Here is a 13,236-nt window from a genome sequence, read left to right on the forward strand (position 1 = left end):
CCGCCTCCGTCCGGCGGGCAGGGGCCGGACCCGTACGGCTTCCACAACAACCGCTGACGCCGAAAGGGCAGTTGAGTGACGGCACCCGCCCGGCGAAAAGCGATGGCCGATCCGGCCCGGATGGGCGATCATGCCGCTCATGAGCGAGCAGCCCGAACGATGGACCCAGGCCACCGTCTACCCCGACATGTGGGCCGATCCGGGTGACGACCCTCGGGACAACGGAGAAACGAGCCCCGAAGGCGAGCTGCCCACTCTTCAGGACTACCTGAAGGACTTACCGCCTGACCCTTCTGATGAAGTGCGAAGGACTCGGTCCCGAGCAGCTGGCCCGCCGCAGCGTCCCGCCGTCCACGATGTCCCTGCTCGGCCTGGTACGGCACCTCGCCGAGGTGGAGCGGGACTGGCGCAACTGGATCAGCGACGGCGACCCGCTGCCGAAGCTGTACGGGGCGCGCGACGGCGACTTCGAAGGAGCCGTCGCCGAACAGGCGGTGGTGGACGGCGCGTACGCGGACCTCGCCCGCGAACAGGCCGCCACCGACACCGTGTTGGACGCCCACCCCGACCTCGGGGAGCGCCTCGGCGAGGACGGCATCGCGGTCCGGGAACTGCTGGTCCACCGGATCGAGGAGTACGCCCGCCACTGCGGCCACGCCGACCTGCTGCGCGAGTGCGTCGACGGACGGGTGGGCCAGTGATCCCGGGCGGTGCCTGACCCGCCGACGGCCACGTCGCCGGACGCGCCTCGGAGCCGTACGACGCCTTCCGGCTCAGCGGTCCACGGCCGACAGCCGGTCCAGGCCCGTCTCCCGGAGCACCCGCCCGACCGTGTCCGCGAGGGCGCTCGAAGCGCCGATCACGGTCTCCTCGCCTCCGGGCAGCAGGTCGAGAGGGCGGTACCAGGAGCGCAGGTCGTCCGCCCCGACCACCTCGGCGATCGGCTTGGTGGCGTGCCGCAGCAGCGTCTCCTCGAACGGCACGTCAAGGTAGTACCCGTGCGTCGGACCGCGGTGGTCCGCGCGCAGCCGGGCCAGCATGTCGCCGTAGTGATTCGCGTACAGGATGCCTTCGAGGACGACGTGGAACCCGGCGTCGAGGGCGTACCGGGCGACGGTGCCGATCAGGCCGATGTTCGCGGCCCCGGGCCGGTCGCGCTCCCGCAGCACGGTCCGCCGCAGGTTGTCCTGGCCCACCAGGGCCACCCCACGGCCGAACCGCTCCCGTACCCCGGCCGCGACGGCCGACTTCCCGGAGGCGGAGTTGCCGCGCAGCACGACGAGACGGGTCTGGGCGGTACCGGTGCGCATCCGTCGGACTCTACGCGCGAGGGCCCCCGGACACACGGTGGTACACGGCGTCCCGCACGCCGTGGCCCACGCCGGTGCGCCCGAGCCGGGCCCCGTCGGTGTCCTCGTTGTCGTGAGCCGCGGTGGGCCAGATCGCAGACCTGGGCTGACCTGCTTGCTGTCGGGTCACGGTGAGGACGACACCGGGCCCGCTCCGTAAGCGGTGATCACGAGCTGGACACGGTCGCGGGCGTCGAGTTCGGTCAGCAGCCGCGCCACACGGGTCTTGGCGGTGGCGTGACCGGTGGACAGCTCGGCCGCGAGCCTGGCTGTCACCCGGAAGGCGTGCGGCGGGGGCTGAGGGGAGGACGGGACCGAGGCCGCGGGTGGCGCGGCGGACGCGTGTACGCGGGTCAGCCCGAGGTGTGCCCGGCCGGCGAGGGGGCGGTACGGGGGCGCAGGACCATGAGCGAGTCCTCCGGCGCCGCCACCATGGCGAAGGCGAACCGGTCGAGTTCCAGGCAGAGGGCGACATCATCGGGGTGGGCCCCCTGGCGCACCCCCTCGGCCAGTTCGGAGGCGGCCCGTGACCCGGCCGCCCGGCGGAGGTATCCGGCGGCATCCGTCCCGGCGCCGGCGGCGCGCCGCGCGATGTACTGCGCGCACGCCAGATCCTCCTCGGCCTTCCCGTCCTCGCCGGTGACCACGAACGTCACGCTGTCGCTCCCGCCGGCCCTCAGGACCTCGGCCGTCGCCTCCGCCACGACGAAGCTCGCGCACAGCACCAGCGGCGCGTCCTTCACCGCGAGGGCGCCGACCGTGCCCGCCGTGGTCTTCTGCACCACGGTCCGCCCTCGGAGGTCCACGGAGCGCAGCAGAGCGGGCGAGTTGACGGCGTCGAACCCGGGCGCGGGAGGGCCGTCCTTCAGCGTCACCCACTCCGGGTTCCGTGCCTTGAGGGCCAGTGACTCGTCCAGCGACCCGGAGAGCACGATCTTCTCCGCCCCCTGGGCGAAGGCCCAGGCAGCCACCGTGAAGGCGCGCATCACGTCGACCACGACGGCCACCGAAGGGGTCCGGGTCAGATCATCCGTACCGAGGAAAGAGGCGTCCATGCCGGTCATGATCGCGGATGCCGGGGCGAGGGCACCCCGCAAGTGGCCCGGATCACACGCCGGCGGTGCGGAGCGTCCGCCCGCCGACCGGCCGGGGACGGACGCTCGACGGGAATCCGCACAGTCGTTCCGGCGTTGTCCCCCACGGTGCGGAGGGCTCTCCGCGCGCGTCACCGAGCCCGTCACGGGAAGAGCTCCCGTCACGGGAAGAGCTGGAGAGAAGAACGACATGCGCGTCGAGATCTGGTCGGACATCGCTTGCCCCTGGTGCTACATCGGGAAGGCCCGCTTCGAGAAGGGGCTGGCGGGCTTCGCCCACCGTGACCAGGTCGAGGTGGTGCACCGCTCCTTCGAGCTGGACCCCGGACGCGCCAAGGACGACATCGCGCTGGTCGTCGACATGCTCGCGCAGAAGTACGGCCGCTCCCGCGAGGAGGTCGTCGCGATGGAGGGCACCGTCGCCGCGAACGCGCAGGCCGAGGGCCTCGGGTACCGCAGCGAGGGCCGCGACCACGGCAGCACCTTCGACATCCACCGGCTGCTTCACCTCGCCAAGGCTCGCGGGCTCCAGGACGAGCTGCTGAGCCTCGCCTACCGGGCCAACTTCGCCGAGGAGCGCTCCGTCTACGACGACGCGGTGCTGGTCGACCTCGCCGTCGGGGCCGGCCTCGACGAGGCCGAGGCCCGCGCGGTGCTCGCGGACCCGACCGCGTACGCCGACGAGGTACGCGCCGACGAACGAGAGGCGTCCGAACTCGGCGCCAACGCCGTGCCGTTCTTCGTCCTCGACCGGCGCTACGGCATCTCCGGCGGCCAGCCCTCCGAGGTCTTCGCGCAGGCGCTGGAGCAGGCGTGGAAGGACCGCGAGGTGACCGCCCTCACCCCGCTCGGCGACGACGCGGCCGCCTGCGACGCCGACGGTGCCTGCGAGGTCCCGCAGCCGGGCGGGGCGACCGCCTGACACGCTTGTCGCTCCGAGGTGGGGCCCGGCGAGCCCCGGGCTCCACCTCGGTGCCGCTGTTCCCACGCGTCCGCGAACGCGCGGAGGGCATCGGCCGGCTCCCGCCGAGTGGGAAGTCCGTCCACCATCTGCTCCGGCTCGTCGATGCGGGCTGTCGGATCCTCCGGGCTCGGTGGAGTCGTCGGCCCTCCCGAGGGAGCCGGGGACTGAGACGGTTTTGAGCCCCCGTCCGACCCCTCGGCGCCCCCGTCTCCGAACCGTCCGGGCCCCCGAGCCGTTCTGCGGCCCGTTGACGCGTGGTGGGAACCGGCTCAGGCTGGGCGCATGGAGACCACCCCGCTGAGCCCGACGACCGAGCCGGGCGAGCCCACCCCGCTGAGCCGCGCCGCCGCGGACGAGTTCGCTCCCAGCACCACCTACCTCAACACCGCCTTCGCGGGCCTGCTGCCCCGCCGTACCGTCGCCGCCGTCACCGACCTGGCCCGGGCCAACGCCGAGGGCGGGCCCGTCGGCGCAGGGGACTTCGAGGTGGTGGACGCCGCACGCGCCCGGTTCGCCCGGCTGGCCGGAGTCGGAGCCGACCGGGTCGCGGTCGGAAGCTCCGTCGCCGTGCACGTCGGGCTGATCGCCGCCTCGCTGCCCACGTACGCCGAAGTGCTCTGCCCCGAGGGGGAGTTCAGCTCGGTGGTCGCCCCGTTCGCGCACCGGAGGGACCTGCGGGTGTCGTACGCCCCGCTCGCGGACCTGGCCGAGGCGGTGCGGCCCACCACGGCGCTGGTCGCCCTCTCCGCCGTGCAGTCCTCGGACGGGCGGGTCGCCGATCTCGCCGCCGTCCGGGCGGCGGCCACCGCGCACGGGGCCCGGGTGCTGCTCGACACGACGCAGTCGGCCGGCTGGCTGGCGCTCGATGCCGGGGGCTTCGACTACACGGTGACCGGCGGATTCAAGTTCCTGCTCTGCCCGCGCGGTGCCTCCTTCCTCACGGTGACCGAGGAAGCGCAGGAGTCGCTGAGGCCGATCCACGTGGGGTGGGTCGCGGCCGAGGACACGGAGAGCAGCACCTACGGCCCGATCGACCGACTCGCCCTCTCCGCACGGCGGTTCGACTCGGCACCGGCCTTCCTCTCCTACTACGGGGCGGAACGCTCCCTCGCCCTGCTCGCGGAGATCGGCACCGACGCCCTGTACGCGCACGCCACCGGTCTCGCCGCCCGCTTCCGCGAGGGGCTGGCGCGCCTCGGGCACGCCACGGTGCCGGGGGAGTCCGCGATCGTCGCCGCTCCCGGACTCGGCAAGCGGCAGGCGGAGTTGAGCGCGGCCGGCATCAGCGTGTCCGACCGTGCGGGCAATCTGCGGGCCGCCTTCCACCTCTACAACACGGAGGCGGACGTGGACCGGGCGCTCGACGTGCTCGGCTGAGACCCACGACGAGGGTGCGCGGCAGGGGCCTACGCCGAGTCCCGCCGCACCAGTTCGGTGGGGAGGATCACCGCCGCCGGGTCCTCGCCGCCGATCTGGGCCAGCAGCACCCGTACCATCTCGGCGCTGATGCGGTCCCACGGCTGCCGGATGGTGGTCAGCGCGGGGCGGGAGTCCAGCGCGGCCGGGGAGTCGTCGAAGCCGCCGACCGCGATGTCCTCGGGCACCCGCCGCCCGGCCCGTTCCAGCGAGGTCAGCACGCCCTGCGCCATCAGGTCGGAGGCGACGAAGACCGCGTCGAGGTCAGGGGCGCGCTCCAGCAGCAGCGTCGCCGCCGCCTCGCCGCCGGCCCGGCTGTAGTCGCCCGGGACGATCAGGTCCTCGTCCACCGGCAGCCCGCACTCGGCGAGCATCTCGCGGTATCCGGCGAGCCGCTCCACGCCGCCCGGGGTGTCCAGGGGGCCGCTGACCGTACCGATCCGGCGGCGCCCCGACTCGTAGAGGTACCGCACCATGTCCCGGGCGCCGTCCCGGTCGTCGGCCGCCACGTAGCTGACCTTCGAGCCCTGCCCGAGGGGCTTGCCGCAGGTCACCACCGGCACGCCGGCCTCGTGGAGCTGGGCGACCACCGGGTCGCCCGAGTGGCTGGAGACCAGCAGGACGCCGTCCACGTGGCCCGCGATGTAGCGCATGTTCCGGCGCCGTTCGGCCTCCGTACCCGCGATCATCAGCAGCAGCGGAACGTCGTGCGCGGCCAGCGCGCTCGTGCAGCCCCGCAGCAGGACATTGAAGTTGGGGTCCTCGAAGAAGCGTTCCTGGGGTTCCGTCAGCAGGAACGCCACCGAGTCCGAGCGGCCGGTGATCAGCGACCGGGCGTGCCGGTTGACGGTGTAACCGGTCTTGCGGATGGCCGAGTTGACCGCTTCGAGGGCGGACGGGCTGACGTTGTGGCCGCCGTTCAGCACCCGGGAGACGGTCCCGCGCGACACCCCCGCCTCGCGGGCCACGTCGTGGATCGTCGGCGGCCGGCGGCGTCCCCTTCCGGGCTGCCCGGAAAGCGGGGGAGGTTCAGTGCGGCTCATGGTGCGTGTTCTTTCGTTTTCGGGGCCCCCGGGCGAAGGGGCGGGTCCGGTGGCCCCGGGGGGCATGGTCAGGACTTTACGGCGCCGGAGAGGAGGTCGAGACTCCAGAACCGCTGGACGACCAGGAAGAGCGCGATCAGCGGGATGATCGCCAGCAGCGCACCGGTGATCACCAGCGTATAGAGGGCCGGAGTGTTCGCGCCCTGCTGGAGCAGCGTGAAGAGCCCGAGGGTGACCGGGAACTTCTCGTCGTCGCTGAGCATGATGTACGGGAGCAGGAAGTTGTTCCAGATCGCGACGAACTGGAACAGGAAGACCGTCACCAGGCCCGGCAGCATCATCGGCAGCGCGATCGTGCGGAAGATCCGCCATTCGCCACCGCCGTCCATCCGTCCCGCCTCGATCACGTCCGGCGGCACGGCGGCCGTCGCGTAGATCCGGGCGAGGTAGACGCCGTACGGGGAGAGGATCACGGGCAGCAGCACCGAGAGGTACGAGTCCGTGAGGTCGGCCTTCGCCAGCAGCAGGTACTGCGGGACCGCCAGGATCACCGGCGGCATCAGCACCCCCGCCAGCAGGATGTTGAAGATCGCCTCCCGGCCCCGGAAGCGGTACACCGCCAGGGCGTACCCGGAGACGGCCGACACCGACGTCGAGAGCAGGGAGCCCACCCCGGCGTACAGGGCCGAGTTGCCCATCCACTTCCAGTAGACGCCGTCGCGGTACGAAGAGAGGTCGGCGACGTTGTCAGTGAACCCGGAACCGGGCAGGAAGGTGAAGGTGGAGAAGAGCTCGCTGCCGGACTTGGTCGACGCCACGACCACCCAGAGCACCGGCAGCAGGCAGTAGACGGCGCCCAGCAGCAGTGCCGCGGTGGGAATCGCGGCGAAGCGCCGCTGGGCACGGCCGGCCCGGGAGGCCCGGGCCGCCGGGGCGGAGGCCGGAAGGGTCTGCGTGCTCATCGTGCATCACCCTGCTTGCTACGGGAGTTGGCCATCCTGAGAAAGCCGAAGGACAGGGCGAGGGTGGCGACGGCGATGATGACCGCCTGGGCCGCCGCCGCGTAGATGTCGTTGTTGACGAAGGCGTCCTGGTAGACCTTCATCAGCGGACTCCATGTGGTGGAAAGGGAGTTGGTGAGCGGCTTGAGCGTGGTGGGCTCGCTGAACACCTGGAGCGTGGCGATGATGGAGAAGAAGAACGTCAGCACCAGCGACGGCGCCACCATCGGGATCTTGATCCGCAGGGCGGTCTGCCACTGCGAGCAGCCGTCCAGCCGGGCCGCCTCGAAGACCTCGGCGGGAATCGCCCGGAGCGAGGTGTAGATGACGATCATGTTGAAGCCGGTGCCGCCCCAGACCGCGATGTTGGCGAGGGCGCCGTAGAGCGGCCCGCCGTCCATCAGGTCCGGCTGCGGCAGCCCGAGCCGGTCCAGCACCCAGAAGAACGGGCTGACGTCGGGCAGGTAGAGGAACCCCCACATCAGGGCGGCCACCACACCCGGGATGGCGTACGGCAGGAAGATCGCCAGCCGGGTGAAGCCGCGCAGCCGGACCCGCTCGGTGTCCAGCAGCAGTGCGAACAGCAGCGCGAGGCCGAGCATCACGGGCACCACGATCAGGCCGTAGCCCAGGATGCGCAGCGCGCCGTGCAGCAGCTCGGAGTCGGAGAGGGCGTCGGTGTAGTTGGCGAGGCCGGCCCACACCTCGTCGCGGGCGCCCTTGCCGAGCCCGAGACCCTTGACCTCGGTCCGGCGGAAGCTGAGGTAGAGCGCGTAGCCGATGGGCAGGGCGAAGAAGAGCAGGAAGAGCAGGGTGGCGGGGGCCAGGAAGCCGTACGGGGCGCTCTTGACCCTGTACGACCCCCTGCGGCGTGCGCGTGTCACTCGGAGACTCCGAAGCCCTGCTTCTTCAGGTCGGCGACCGTGGCGTCCTGCATCGCGGTCAGCGCCGCGCCGAAGTCCGACTTGTCCTTGGCCGCCTTGGCGAACTCGTCCTTGAAGGCGGTGTACGCGACGTTGACGTTGGGGCCCCAGGCGGCGGGCGCGGTGCCCTTCGCGATCTCGGCGGCCTTGGTGTAGAAGTCGGGCTGGTTGGAGAAGTACGCCGGCGCCTCGGTGAGCGCGCCCCCGGTCTGCGCGGCGGTCGCGGCGGGGTAGATGCCGGACTCCTTCACCAGCGCGGCGAGCGCGGTGGGGTCGGTGTTGAGCCACTTGGCGAACTTCGCCGCCGCGCCCTTGTTCTTCGAGTCGTTGGTGACGGCGGTGGAGGATCCGCCCCAGCTGCCGGTGACGTTCTGGCCCGCCGTCCACTGGGGGAGCGGTGCCATGGCCCACTTGCCCGCCGTGTCGGGGGCCGCCGTGGTCAGGGTGCCCGGGGCCCAGACCGCGCTGACCCACGCGATCTGCTTGCCGGTGTCGAGCGCCTTGTTCCACGCGGGGGTGTACATCGGCTGGTTGTCGATGGCCCCCTCCTTCACCAGGCCGCCCCAGAAGTCGGCGACCTTCCTTGTGGCCGGGTCGTCGATGGCGACCTTCCACTTGTCGTCGCCGGTGGTCCACCACTGGGCGCCCGCCTGCTGGGCGAGGCCCGCGAAGAGTCCGGAGTCGTTCGAGGAGAACGTCGTCAGGTCGGTGCCGGGCGACTTCTTCTTCAGCGCGCGGGCCGTCTCGGCGAACTCGTCCCAGGTGGTCGGGACGGTCAGGCCGTACTTCTTGAACAGGTCCTCGCGGTAGTAGAACATCAGCGGGCCGGAGTCCTGCGGCAGCGCGTACAGGGCGTCCGTCCCCAGCGTCGCCTGCTGCCATATCCCGTCCGCGAAAGCGCTCTTGGCGTCGCCCGCCTCCTTCGAGATGTCCGCGAGGACGTCGTTGGAGACCAGCGTGGGCAGTGCCTGGTACTCCGCCTGCACCAGGTCGGGGGCCTTGTGCGCCTTGGCCGCGGTGATGATCTTGGTGACCAGGTCGTCGCCCGACGCCTGCTTCTTCACCGTGACCGTGATGCCCTCCTTCTTGCCCTCGCCCTTGTTCCAGATGTCCGCGACCTTGTCGAGGCCGGGAGCCCAGGACCAGTAGGTGAGCTGGGCGGGACCGGCGGCGGCCGGCGCGTCACCCTTCCCGTCGTCCGACGAGCCGCAGCCGGTGAGGAGGGCGGAGGCGGCGAGGACGACGGCCGTGGACAACGCGACGTTGCGGTGCTTCATGGTTTTCCCCTGACGAGAACCGAGGGTGCAGCGCGGGAACTGCGCTGTGAGCGTTCACAGTAGAGAAACGGAACCGACACTTGTCAATGGTTGTAACTGTGCGGTTATCTTGGCTCCACACCGCAGACCGGTTGTGTGCACGTTCCCAGAGTCGTGCACGGAAGGGTCCCAAGGGGCGTCGTCGCAGGGCGGCGGTGCCCAGGGTGCGTGTCGAAAGTGGCGTCGTCCGCCCGCCGGACGGTCGGGACTTTCGAACCACGCCCTGGAGGACCGTCCGGTCGAGGTGTATCCGTACCGCCCGGTGGCGGGCCGTCGCCGTGCCCCGGCGACGGGCGACCGTCGTCACCGCCGAGAAAGCCAGGAGACCCCCATGTCCCACACCGCTCCCCGAGGTCTGGACCGGCTCGCCTTCGGCGGCGACTACAACCCGGAGCAGTGGCCCGAGGAGATCTGGCCCGAGGACGTGCGGCTCATGCGCGAGGCCGGCGTGACCATGGTCAGCGTCGGGATCTTCTCCTGGGCGCTGCTCGAACCCGAGCCGGGCGTCTACGACTTCGGCTGGCTCGACCGTGTGATCGACCTGCTCCACGAGGGCGGCGTCCGCGTCGACCTCGGCACTCCGACCGTCGTCCCGCCCGCCTGGTTCTACCGCGCCCACCCCGAGGCGCTCCCGGTGAACCGCGACGGGGTCAGGTACGCCTTCGGCTCACGCGGCGCCATCTGCCACAGCAACCCCGACTACCGCGCCGCCGCCGCCCGTATCACCGAGGAGGTCGGCCGCCGCTACGCCGGTCACCCCGCCCTCGCCCTCTGGCACGTCCACAACGAGTACGGCGTCCCCGTCTCCGCCTGCTACTGCGACAACTGCGCCGCCCACTTCAGGCGTTGGCTCACCGCCCGCCACGGATCGGTCGACGCCGTCAACAAGGCCTGGGGCACCGCCTTCTGGGGGCAGCGCTATCGCACCCTCGACGAGATCGACCCGCCGCGCACCACCCCCACCGTCGGCAACCCCTCCCAGCAGCTGGACTACCGCCGCTTCGCCGACGCCACCCTGCGGGAGAACTTCACCGCCGAGCGCGACATCCTGCACCGGCTCGCCCCGGGCATCCCCGTCACCACCAACTTCATGACCGCGCTCAGCCAGTGCGACTCCATCGACTACTGGGCCTGGGGCCGCGAGGTGGACCTCGTCACCAACGACCACTACCTGATCACCGACGGCCGCCGCACCCACGTCAACCTCGCCATGGCCGCCGACCTCACCCGCTCCGTCGCGGGCGGCGCCCCCTGGCTCCTCCTCGAACACTCCACCAGCGGCGTCAACTGGCAGCCCCGCAACCCCGCGAAGCGCCCCGGCGAGATGGCCCGCAACAGCCTCGCGCACGTGGCCCGCGGCTCGGACGGCGCGATGTTCTTCCAGTGGCGGCAGTCCCGCGGCGGTGCCGAGAAGTTCCACTCCGCGATGCTGCCGCACGGCGGCACCGACACCCGGATCTGGCGCGAGGTCAGCCGCCTCGGCGCCGACCTCGGCCTCCTCGACGAAGTCCGGGGCACCCGCACGGTCGCCGACGCCGCGATGGTCTGGGACTGGCAGTCCTGGTGGGCCCAGTCCCTGGAGTGGCGCCCGAGCCAGGCCCACGACGCCCGCGAGCGCGCCGACGCGTACTACCTCTCGCTCTACGACCGCCACCTCACCGTGGACTTCGCCCACCCCGAGGCCGACCTCTCGGCCTACCCGCTGGTCGTCGTACCCGCCCTCTACCTCGCCACCGAGCAGGCGGGCGAGAACCTGCGCCGCTACGTCGAAGGCGGCGGCACCCTCGTCGTCTCGTACTTCTCCGGCATCGTGGACGCCGACGACAACGTCCACCCCGGCGCCTACCCCGGGGTGCTGCGGGACGTCCTCGGGCTGACCGTCGAGGAGTTCTCCCCGCTCGGCGAGGGCGACACCGTCCGCCTCGTCACCCCGGAGGGTGCTCCCGAGGGCCCCGCGCTCACCGGCGACCTCTGGTCGGACGTGGTCATTCCGTGCGGCGCCGAGACCGCCTGGTCCTACACCGACGGGGTCGCCGCCGGACGCCCCGCCGTCACCCGCAACCGCCTCGGCGACGGCACCGCCTGGTACGTCTCCACCCGGCTCTCCGGACCCGACCTGGACGTCGTGCTCGACCGCGCCTGCGCGGACGCCGGCATCGCCCCGCGCGCCTCGCTCGCGCACGACGTGGAGGTCGTCCGCCGCGCCGGGGAGGCGGGCAGCTACCTCTTCGTCATCAACCACACCCAGGGCGACACCAAGGTTCCGCTGGTGACCCCCGGCACCGAACTCCTCACCGGCGAGCCCGCCGCCGGACACCTCGCCGTCCCGGCGGGCGCGGTCCGCGTCGTACGGCTCGACGCCTGAGGAAGCACCACCCGCACCACCCGTCTCACCAGCGCCAGGAACCACCACAGGCGCCACCACCAGGCACCACCCGCACCATCCCCGTATCCCGCGCAACGGTCGAAGGGACATCGACGATGTACGGAAAGACGCTGCTCGCAAGAGCGCTGTACGGCACGAGAGCGCTACCGGGAACGGTCCGCCGCACTCCGCGCGGCGGACGCAGGGCCGCCGCCGCGCTGACCGCCCTCGGCGGGCTGATGCTCGCCGGGCTCCCCGCCCAGGCGGCCCACGCGGCGGCCACCGTCACCAACGCCGGCTTCGAATCGGGCGCCACCGGCTGGACCACCTACTCCGCCGGCGGCCAGAGTGCCGCCTCCTTCACGGAGGCAGGCGGCCACGCGGGCTCCACCCGGCTCAGCCACTGGTCGGCCTCCGCCTACAAGGTGGAGACGTACCAGTACCTCTCCGGGCTGACCAACGGCACGTACACCCTCAGTGCCTGGGTCCGCTCCGGCGGCGGCCAGAACTCCGCGTACATCGCCCTGCGCAACTGCGGCTCCGCCGAACAGCGCACCGACCTGCCGCCCACCGCCAACGGCGCCTGGATACGCCTGGTCACCTCCGTCAAGGTCACCGGCGGCGCCTGCACGATCAGCCTCAACTCCGACGCGCACGCCGGGGAATGGGCCAACTTCGACGACATCTCCTTCACCTCCGGAACCACCGGCCTCAGCGTCAAGGGCGGCGACCTCTCCACCCTCCCGAAGAACGAGGCCCACGGCGCCGTCTACCGCAACGCGAGCGGCACCGCGGGTGACGCCCTGGCCCTGCTCAACTCCGCCGGCATGAACTACGTACGTCTCAAGGTGTGGGTGAACCCGGCCGACGGCTACAACGACAAGGCCCACGTCCTCGCCATGGCCAAGCGCGCCAAGGCCCTCGGCACGAAGATCCTCGTCGACTTCCACTACTCCGACGCCTGGGCCGACCCCGGCAAGCAGAACAAGCCCGCCGCCTGGGCCGGTCACAGCTACACCCAGCTGAAGACCGACGTGTACAACCACACCTACGACGTGCTCAACGCCCTCAAGGCCCAGGGCACCACCGCCGACATGGTCCAGATCGGCAACGAGATCAACGCCGGAATGCTCTGGCCCGAGGGCTCCACGGACAACTGGTCCCAGCTGGCCGGACTCCTCACCTCCGGCGCCAACGCCGCCAAGGCCGTCTCCTCCTCCACGAAGGTGGCCCTGCACCTCGCCAAGGGCGGCGACAACGCGGGCACCCGCTGGTGGTTCGACAACGCCGTCGCCTACGGCGTGCCGTTCGACGTCATCGCCCTCTCCTACTACGGCTACTGGCACGGCCCCCTCTCGGACCTCCAGACCAACCTCGACGACGCCGCCTCCCGCTACGGCAAGCCGGTCCTGGTCGCCGAGACCGCCTACGCGGACACCCTCGCCAACGACGACGGCCTGGAGAACAACATCGCCACCTCCGACCAGCTCGTCGCCGGCTACCCCGCCACCTCCGCGGGCCAGGCCGCCAACTTCCGCGACGTGCTGAACGTCGTCGAAGCGGTCCCGAACGGCCGCGGCCTCGGCGCCGTCTACTGGGAACCCACCTGGACCGCCGTCACCGGCAGCGGCTGGGACCCGGCCGACGCGTCCTCGGGCAACGCCTGGGAGAACCAGGCGCTCTTCGACTACAACGACAGGCTGCTCCCCGCGGCGAGCTGGTTCTCGCACCGGTAAGGGCTGTCCCGCACCCAGGCGGAGCTCAC

At 71.7% G+C, this 13,236-nt stretch carries 10 protein-coding genes and 2 pseudogenes; 5 read left to right on the forward strand and 7 right to left on the reverse strand.

Translation table 11 applies throughout. From position 1 onward, the window contains the following. The first annotated feature begins 139 nt into the window (after window positions 1-139). A pseudogene (locus ACFWEP_RS22375) lies at window positions 140-701 on the forward strand (DinB family protein). Window positions 702-773: 72 nt separating this feature from the next. Here the strand turns inward: ACFWEP_RS22375 and ACFWEP_RS22380 are convergent. The 3 genes and pseudogenes from ACFWEP_RS22380 to ACFWEP_RS22390 all read right to left on the reverse strand — a co-directional run bounded on the left by ACFWEP_RS22380 (window position 774) and on the right by ACFWEP_RS22390 (window position 2,404). Then, window positions 774-1,310, reverse strand: a complete 537-nt coding sequence (locus tag ACFWEP_RS22380; RefSeq protein ID WP_387372154.1) for a kinase — start codon at window positions 1,308-1,310, stop codon at window positions 774-776. A gap of 165 nt (window positions 1,311-1,475) precedes the next feature. Then, window positions 1,476-1,613, reverse strand: a pseudogene (locus tag ACFWEP_RS22385) (DNA-binding response regulator); the annotation flags it as partial. An 89-nt stretch (window positions 1,614-1,702) separates the two neighbouring features. Beyond that, window positions 1,703-2,404, reverse strand: coding sequence for a 2-phosphosulfolactate phosphatase (locus ACFWEP_RS22390; protein ID WP_387372156.1), 702 nt, complete (start codon window positions 2,402-2,404; stop codon window positions 1,703-1,705). Between the two features lie 229 nt (window positions 2,405-2,633). Here ACFWEP_RS22390 and ACFWEP_RS22395 point away from each other — a divergent pair, with 229 nt between their 5' ends. Next, window positions 2,634-3,365 (forward strand): DsbA family oxidoreductase, encoded by a 732-nt coding sequence (locus ACFWEP_RS22395; RefSeq protein WP_387372158.1) that lies wholly within the window; start codon window positions 2,634-2,636, stop codon window positions 3,363-3,365. 324 nt (window positions 3,366-3,689) lie between these two features. Beyond that, window positions 3,690-4,784: an aminotransferase class V-fold PLP-dependent enzyme gene (locus ACFWEP_RS22400; RefSeq protein WP_387372160.1), complete on the forward strand. Its 1,095-nt coding sequence runs from the start codon at window positions 3,690-3,692 to the stop codon at window positions 4,782-4,784. A gap of 29 nt (window positions 4,785-4,813) precedes the next feature. Here ACFWEP_RS22400 and ACFWEP_RS22405 read toward each other — a convergent pair whose 3' ends face one another. The 4 genes from ACFWEP_RS22405 to ACFWEP_RS22420 form a co-directional block, all read right to left on the reverse strand. Then, window positions 4,814-5,866, reverse strand: coding sequence for a LacI family DNA-binding transcriptional regulator (locus ACFWEP_RS22405; protein ID WP_387372162.1), 1,053 nt, complete (start codon window positions 5,864-5,866; stop codon window positions 4,814-4,816). Between the two features lie 68 nt (window positions 5,867-5,934). Then, window positions 5,935-6,828, reverse strand: coding sequence for a carbohydrate ABC transporter permease (locus tag ACFWEP_RS22410; protein ID WP_387372165.1), 894 nt, complete (start codon window positions 6,826-6,828; stop codon window positions 5,935-5,937). Continuing rightward, window positions 6,825-7,751: a carbohydrate ABC transporter permease gene (locus ACFWEP_RS22415; RefSeq protein ID WP_387372167.1), complete on the reverse strand. Its 927-nt coding sequence runs from the start codon at window positions 7,749-7,751 to the stop codon at window positions 6,825-6,827. Before ACFWEP_RS22415 ends, ACFWEP_RS22410 begins: the two co-directional genes overlap by 4 nt. Continuing rightward, complete coding sequence (locus ACFWEP_RS22420; RefSeq protein WP_387372169.1) at window positions 7,748-9,067, reverse strand: ABC transporter substrate-binding protein; 1,320 nt, start codon at window positions 9,065-9,067, stop codon at window positions 7,748-7,750. Before ACFWEP_RS22420 ends, ACFWEP_RS22415 begins: the two co-directional genes overlap by 4 nt. A 370-nt stretch (window positions 9,068-9,437) precedes the next feature. Between ACFWEP_RS22420 and ACFWEP_RS22425 the strand changes: the two genes are divergently transcribed. Together ACFWEP_RS22425 and ACFWEP_RS22430 are read left to right on the forward strand one after the other, a co-directional pair. After that, window positions 9,438-11,471 (forward strand): beta-galactosidase, encoded by a 2,034-nt coding sequence (locus ACFWEP_RS22425; protein ID WP_387372170.1) that lies wholly within the window; start codon window positions 9,438-9,440, stop codon window positions 11,469-11,471. Window positions 11,472-11,710: 239 nt separating this feature from the next. Next, window positions 11,711-13,207 (forward strand): arabinogalactan endo-beta-1,4-galactanase, encoded by a 1,497-nt coding sequence (locus ACFWEP_RS22430; RefSeq protein ID WP_387372173.1) that lies wholly within the window; start codon window positions 11,711-11,713, stop codon window positions 13,205-13,207. Window positions 13,208-13,236 lie beyond the last annotated feature (29 nt).

The sequence above is a fragment of the Streptomyces sp. NPDC060198 genome, from assembly GCF_042728415.1.
Lineage (GTDB): Bacteria > Actinomycetota > Actinomycetes > Streptomycetales > Streptomycetaceae > Streptomyces.

Bases quoted from the DNA above. Each gene is read 5' to 3' on its own strand.
- ACFWEP_RS22380 (WP_387372154.1), bottom strand. From the start codon at position 1,310: ATGCGCACCGGTACCGCCCAGACCCGTCTCGTCGTGCTGCGCGGCAAC.
- ACFWEP_RS22390 (WP_387372156.1), bottom strand. From the start codon at position 2,404: ATGGACGCCTCTTTCCTCGGTACGGATGATCTGACCCGGACCCCTTCG.
- ACFWEP_RS22395 (WP_387372158.1), top strand. From the start codon at position 2,634: ATGCGCGTCGAGATCTGGTCGGACATCGCTTGCCCCTGGTGCTACATC.
- ACFWEP_RS22400 (WP_387372160.1), top strand. From the start codon at position 3,690: ATGGAGACCACCCCGCTGAGCCCGACGACCGAGCCGGGCGAGCCCACC.
- ACFWEP_RS22405 (WP_387372162.1), bottom strand. From the start codon at position 5,866: ATGAGCCGCACTGAACCTCCCCCGCTTTCCGGGCAGCCCGGAAGGGGA.
- ACFWEP_RS22410 (WP_387372165.1), bottom strand. From the start codon at position 6,828: ATGAGCACGCAGACCCTTCCGGCCTCCGCCCCGGCGGCCCGGGCCTCC.
- ACFWEP_RS22420 (WP_387372169.1), bottom strand. From the start codon at position 9,067: ATGAAGCACCGCAACGTCGCGTTGTCCACGGCCGTCGTCCTCGCCGCC.
- ACFWEP_RS22425 (WP_387372170.1), top strand. From the start codon at position 9,438: ATGTCCCACACCGCTCCCCGAGGTCTGGACCGGCTCGCCTTCGGCGGC.
- ACFWEP_RS22430 (WP_387372173.1), top strand. From the start codon at position 11,711: ATGCTCGCCGGGCTCCCCGCCCAGGCGGCCCACGCGGCGGCCACCGTC.